The 6,690-nt window shown below is 61.1% G+C and carries 5 protein-coding genes; 2 read left to right on the top strand and 3 right to left on the bottom strand.

Going from position 1 to position 6,690, the window contains the following annotated elements; all coding sequences use genetic code 11:
• Positions 1-317 precede the first annotated feature (317 nt).
• From VFN25_RS08450 to VFN25_RS08440, 3 genes are all read right to left on the bottom strand, one after another.
• Positions 318-3,164, bottom strand: coding sequence for a serine/threonine-protein kinase (locus VFN25_RS08450; RefSeq protein ID WP_325140794.1), 2,847 nt, complete (start codon positions 3,162-3,164; stop codon positions 318-320).
• Between the two features lie 42 nt (positions 3,165-3,206).
• Positions 3,207-3,743, bottom strand: a complete 537-nt coding sequence (locus VFN25_RS08445; RefSeq protein ID WP_325140792.1) for an ECF-type sigma factor — start codon at positions 3,741-3,743, stop codon at positions 3,207-3,209.
• Positions 3,744-3,961: 218 nt separating this feature from the next.
• Positions 3,962-5,197, bottom strand: a complete 1,236-nt coding sequence (locus VFN25_RS08440; protein WP_325140790.1) for a threonine/serine ThrE exporter family protein — start codon at positions 5,195-5,197, stop codon at positions 3,962-3,964.
• 133 nt (positions 5,198-5,330) lie between these two features.
• Between VFN25_RS08440 and VFN25_RS08435 the strand changes: the two genes are divergently transcribed.
• The gene (locus tag VFN25_RS08435; protein WP_325140788.1) at positions 5,331-6,443 is read left to right on the top strand and encodes an ABC transporter permease; all 1,113 of its coding nucleotides are present in this window, start codon (positions 5,331-5,333) and stop codon (positions 6,441-6,443) included.
• On the top strand, positions 6,440-6,690 hold a 251-nt coding region (locus tag VFN25_RS08430; protein WP_325140786.1), incomplete at its 3' end, for an ATP-binding cassette domain-containing protein. The genes VFN25_RS08435 and VFN25_RS08430, both read left to right, overlap by 4 nt.

Below are 6,690 nucleotides of genomic sequence, written 5' to 3'. Positions count from 1 at the left end.
GCCGCAACACCCCGCCGAAACGGGTTCGCTTTACTACGGACCATCAGTTCGCTTCCGGTTGCTCTCCACCCCGCCTCTCAGCGACGCAGTTACCTTCAACTACGAGGCCTGTGGCTTGCCCCGACGCGGATTTACACCGCGCTGATACGACGCCCTCACGGGCGCACTCATCCCAGCGCAGGCTGGGATCCAGTTCTTCTTGGGGCTATGCGGTGAAAGCAAAGGAACTGGATTCCTGCCTGCGCAGGAATGACGAGCTTTGTAAAGTTTTCGCAGCGCTGCGCGTGTCGGGCTAGGGGTGTTGCGGGTCTGCAAGTTCAGCCAGCGTCGGTGCGTACGGCCAGAGTGGTGGCGCTTTCAAGCAAACCGGAGTTCAAGGCCGCTGTGGGCAATCCCAGGGCCAAAGCTCGCTTGGCCTCGTCAGTCGCCATTGCTAGCTCACCAGTCGCGGCCAGCGCGATGGCATGCAGGGCCAACACATCAAACTGCTGCGGCGTCGGATTCGGCATGCGCTCGCGCCAGTCGGCGATCAGTGCTTCGACTTCACTTCGCGCCTCGGCAGCGCGACTGGATTGGAGCAATGCGTGCGCATGGACAATGCCGGCGAGCAGCGCATCGTGACTTTGGTCGACCTTCTTCTCGCGCAGTATTGCCATTGCCTTTTCACTGAGCGAGAACGCTTTTTCCGCATCGTTGCGCGCCAGCGCCAAATCGGCCTGTGCGACATATTCGGCAGCGACCCGCTCGTGCTTGTCGCCGTAAATGCGCAGGCGTTGTTCAATTGCCTTGGAAATTTCCGCGTCGGCCTTGTCCAGATGGCCGTCACGCATCCATAGCAATCCGAGGAGATGGTGGGTTCGCGCGCATTGGTCATCGGTATCGCCACCGGGCTCTGCACACAAGCTGAGCGCTGACTGCAAGATGCGCCTGGCGGCTTCGTCGCGCCCTTGCGCGTAATCCAGCGTCGCCGTCATTACCAGCGATCTGGCGCGAAGCAGGCTGTTTGCTGGAAGTGATGCCTGATCCAGTTTCAGCACCTCCTGCATTGCCGACTCTGCAGCCTCGTACATGCCGAGTTGGCCACGTACGCGGGCAAGGCTTGTGAGCGAAACTGCATTGTCGCCCAGAGCAGGATTGAGGCTGCGCTCAATGTCAGTGATTTCGCTGTACAAAGCCTTGGCTCCGAACAGATCACCGACATTCGCCTTGGCGACCGCCAAACTATCCATGATCTGGGTATACACGCTTCCCTTGGGGAGATTTTTAGCGCGCCACTCGATCATGAGAGCGTCCAGCTCACGCACGCCTTCTGCATTTCGTCCCGCAAAGATCAGCGTCTGTGCCGGAAACGAGCGAATTTGCATGACCTCCAGAGGATCCAGTTCAGCGTGTGCCACGGCTTTGACTGCGCCTTCACGCGCCAAAGACACCGCGGTCTCGAGTTCGCCGTTGCGGGCATGCAGCGACGCAAGCATCTGCAGGCCGTCGACGGCATCGACGCTGTTGTCCGCACGAAAGTATTCGAGTTTGGCTCGCAGCAGCTCGAGTGCTTCTCTGGATCGACCCAGCCGCATTAACACGTTGACGCGTTGAACCTCTGTTTTCCACAGCTCCGGGGCGCTCTTGGCGTAGAGCTTGCGTTTGAGCGCAATGGCGCGATCCATCAAATCCATCGCAACGTTCAGGTCGCCATTGACCATGCTGACTTCGCCGAGCATGGCGAGCACATCGGCACGAGTGGAGTCGGGCATTTTTGTGTCGGCTTCAACACGTACGCGCGCTTCCTTGACCAGCATGGCAGGCGTCGGCTGCTCGTCTTTATCGAGTTTCAACTTGGCCGCATCGAACAGGCTGACCATGAAATCGCGCACGCTGATCGCGCGCTCGGCCTGCGCATCGGCACGCGTCGCTTCGCGCTGCGCCACGTTCGCTTGCCACAACGCTGCGGCCAATGCGGCAACGATGGCGAGAACGAAAGCCGCACTGCTGAGAACGCCGCCCTTGTGCCGGGAAACAAACTTGCGTGCGCGATACCACGAGGATGGCGGGTGCGCGTTGACCGGCTGGCGATCCAGATGGCGCTGGATGTCATCGGCGAGCGCGCCCGCCGAGGCATAACGCCGATCAGCTTCGACCGACAGCGCCTTGAGCACGATATTGTCGAGATCGCCCTGCAGAATCGGCCTCATCGAACGCATCGGCAATGCGGGCTTGCCCTCATCCTTGCCAGCCAGCGCGCACTCCGCCGCCAGCGCCGACGGGCGTCGCGGCGGTTGTCCCTGCGGCCGCAAACCGAGCAGCAATTCATGCATGACGACACCGAGCGCATAGACATCGGTAGCCGTGGTAATCGGTTGCCCGGTGATCTGCTCGGGCGCCGCATAGTCGGGCGTGTAGACGCCGACCGTCGCGTGATCGACATCGTCTTCGAGCAATTTGGCGATGCCGAAATCAATCAGCTTCACCGTGCCCTCGGCGTCGACCAGAATATTCGAGGGCTTCAGATCCCGATGCACGACCAGTCCGCGATGGGCCGCATCAACTGCCCGGCACACCGTCAGCAGCAGTTGCAGGCGCTGGCGAACGCCAAGCTGATGATCCTTTGCGTAGCGCGTGATCGGCACACCATCGATATATTCCATGACCAGAAACGGAATGCCGGCCGGGGTCACATCACCATCGAACAATTTCGCGATATTCGGATGCGCAAGATTCGCCAGCACTTGCCGCTCGCGAAGAAACAGGCGTTGCTCCAGCTCGGAATACAAACCGCGCCGGAGCAGCTTGATCGCGACCTGTTGCTCGAAATCGCCGGCCTGGCGTTGACCGAGGAAAACCGCCGCCATGCCGCCCTTGCCGAGCAGACGAACCAGACGGAATGCGCCGATGCTCTGGCCGACCAGGCCCTCCAGCGCGGAGCCATCGACCTTCATGCGACTGACCAGTTCTCCCGCCGGTGTATCCAGCACCCCCCGCTCCGTGTCATCGGCCTGCAGCAGGCGCTGAACGGCGGCACGATCTTCGGCATCGGTGACATGGCTTTCCAGCCAGGCAATGCGCTTATCGGCAGGCAACTCGATCACGCGGTCAAAGATCGCGCGCAATCGAACAAGGGTATCGGGAGGGTTGTTGGCGTCGGCTGGATCAGGCGGCTGAGGTTTCATGCAGGCAAGTAACGCTCTTTGGCAGAGAACTACGACATGGCTTCAAGCGATCAGATCGTGCAGGTAGGCGCGGGCAAAGCGCCAGTCCCGATTCAAGGTGCGCTCGGTGACCCCTAGCAATTCGGAAATCTTCGCTAGCGGCAGACCGGCGAAATAGTGCAATGTGACCAACTGACCGGCACGCGGATCGGAACTTTCCAATAGCCGCAACGCCTCATCGAGCCCAAGCACCTGGGTTGCCGTGAGGTCGGCGATATCGACATCATCGATATTGACCTTGACCACACCGGCGCCCCGCTTCTCGCGCAACCGTTGGCGGGCATGATCAACAAGAATGTGGCGCATTGCCTGCGAGGCGTAGCTGAAGAACTGCGCCGGGTCGGAAAACTCCAGTTCGCGTGCCGCTGAAACCTTCACATAGAGCTCATGCACCAGCCCGGTGGTATTCAGCGTGGCGTCGCTGCTGCGCGCAAGCTGGTTGCTCGCCATGCCCTTCAATCGTTCGTAGACCGCCGCGAACAGGACATCTGCGCTGAGGGCATCAACCGCAACCTCGTGGGTGGTTTCAGAAGGGGGCATGATTCAAGCGATCACCAGCGAAGTCCGATGGATCCGCAGTATTGGCGAAACGACCAGCACATGACAGTGGCATGCGTGGCATTTCCGTGGGCGGTGAGCGATGAGCGGAAAGCCGTAAGCGGTAAGCGGGAAAATCAAATGCCGAATTCAGGCGCTCTTACCGCTTACGGCTTACGGCTTACCACTCCCCACTCCCTACTCCCCACTCCCTTCTCATCTCACAGCTTCCGCCTCGGCGGCACCAGCAGATCGCCGAACAACAAGCCTGCGACCAGGGCAACGAGCAGGGTGACCAGGGTCATTCCGGTATCCAGGCCGAGCATCACATCGCGCTCGAAGACAAAGTTCAAGGTGCGAAAGCCGACGCTGCCGGGGACCAGCAGGATGATGCCGGGCTCGCGGATCAGTGCGCCGGGTCGATTGAAATAGCGGGCAAAGACATTGCTCGCCGCACCCAGCAGGAGGCCGCCGGCGAATACTCCGAATGCCGCCGAAACGTAGACGCCGCCGACGCGCGTACAGATGTAACCGGCGATCACCGCACCAATGACGATCGGAAAGTAGCGCAGCGGGCTGCGGAAGGTGATCGCGAATGTGATCGCCGCCAATGGCACCGCCACCCATTCGGTCCATGGCGGAATCGCCAGCAGCGGCACTGGCGGTGGCACCAGGCCAAACAAGGCACATACCTGGGTTGCCGCGACGGTGCCGAACGCGAGTTTGAGCAGCACCGCCATTGCTCCGGCCATGCGCGCGGTACCGGAGACCAGATCCTGACTCGACAGCTCGCGAACAGCAGCGGTCAGGCTCATGCCTGGCAGCAGGATGATCAGACTCGCGACAACCACCGAGCGCACCTGGATCGGCACCAGATAGACGGCGACAACGGTGGCGATGATGGTCGCCAGCAAAGCGGAAATTGCCTCGAATGCGGCCGCGATCTGCGGTCGTTCGCGCGCACCCATGGCGGTCACACCCGTAACCAGACCAATCGTTGCCGCAGTGGCGACACCGGCCCAACCGGTCAGCAGGATAGCGGCGACGCAAGCCGATGCGATGGTGTAAGCCGCCACGGTCAGGATGGTCGAAAACAGGGTCGGTTTCGCCGCACCGACCGCGCGCAGGCGCTTGCGCCCTTCGGCCAGATCAAGCGTGCCGTTGAATACCTGATCGGCAATCTCGTCGACCAGGCACAGGCTCTTCAGGTTGACCTCACCCGGCGGCAGGCGCAGCACTTGAGTCAGCTCGGCAACGCCACTGCCTTCATCATCGAGTTGGGAAAACGACATGATGATCGAGGTCGGCGTCGACAACGGATCACAATTCAGGCCGAGGCGCTGGGAAACGAGAATGATTGCGGCTTCGAGGCGCGGCGCGGCCGTGCCGTATTCATGCAAGCGACGTGCAAGTTCAACGACAAATTCGACGCGAATGGTCAGGGGAGCGGTGGTCATCGGGGAAATCCAGGCGAACGCGTCAATATTATGAAGGTTCGGCGCGAGCCTGACTCCATGCGGGCTCTCATCGATGGGGTTTCCCGACCGGTATTCAATCGTCATCCGCTACTTTGCTGATAGTCTTCCGCGCATGACAGAAGTAGGCCACGCACAACTTGCCGGGGATGGCAGCCGCATCATCATCGGCGGCGACTGGACACTGGAGCATGTCGCCATGCTGGCCAGCTTGTGCGCCAGGTTGCAGCGCAAATCGGGCACCGACGTGCGCGTCGATGCGCGCGAGATTGGTCGCATCGATACCGCCGGGGCCAGTTACCTGCTGGATCTGGCCGGGGAAGACCCGCAGCGCATCGATGTCGGCAGCGAAGCCACGCGCAAGCTGATCGCTGCGGTATCCAAAGCGGAAAATGCACCCCCCGCAAAACCACGCAAAAAAGATCGCGGCTTCCTGTCCAGCGTCGCCCACATCGGCGAGGCGCTGGAAAACTTCTGGGACAATGCGGTCACCCTGGTCGGATTCATCGGCTTGATCCTTTCGGCATTGGCGCGCAGCGCGCTGAGGCCACGACGCTGGCGCGCCACCTCGACTATTTCGCATATCGAACAAACCGGCCTCAACGCCCTGCCGATCGTCGCCCTGCTCTGCTTTCTGGTCGGTGCGGTGGTCGCATTTCTCGGCGCCACCGTACTCAAGGAATTCGGCGCCAGCATCTATACCGTCGAACTGGTTGGCTACTCGTTCCTGCGCGAATTCGGCGTGCTGCTCACGGCAATCATGGTCGCCGGCCGCTCAGGCAGTGCTTTCACGGCACAAATTGGCTCAATGAAGGCGCGCGAGGAGGTCGATGCGATCCGCACCCTCGGTCTCGATCCGGTCGATGTGCTCGTCATGCCGCGCGTGCTGGCATTGCTCGTATCGATGCCGATCCTGACCCTGGTCGGCATGCTCGCCGGCATCATCGGCGGTGCAGCGGTCTGCGTGCTTGCTCTCGATGTCTCGCCGCTGATGTTCATCACCCGCCTGCAGGAAACGACAACAGTGCGGCATTTCTGGGTCGGCATGAGCAAGGCACCGATCTTTGCGTTCCTGATCGCAGCGATCGGCTGCCTCGAGGGCTTCAAGGTTTCCGGCAGCGCCGAATCAGTCGGTTCGCATACGACATCGAGCGTCGTGCAGTCGATCTTCGTGGTCATTCTGATCGATGCCCTTGCCGCAATCTTCTTCATGGAGATCAATCTGTGAGCACCGCCGAGCCGATCATCAGTATTCGTGGCCTGCGCAACCAGTTCGGTGATTTCGTCGTGCATGAGAATCTCGATCTCGACGTCCGCCGCGGCGAGATCATCGGCGTTGTTGGTGGTTCGGGATCGGGCAAATCGGTGCTGATGCGGGCAATCATCGGCCTCGGCCAACCTGCGGCCGGCAGCATCCGCCTGTTCGGTGAGGAAGTCTCGACAATGTCGGATGCCACGCGCGCGGCGATCGAACG

This window comes from Dokdonella sp., from assembly GCF_035703485.1.
Lineage (GTDB): Bacteria > Pseudomonadota > Gammaproteobacteria > Xanthomonadales > Rhodanobacteraceae > Dokdonella.
This window is presented reverse-complemented; position numbering and strand designations above follow the sequence as displayed.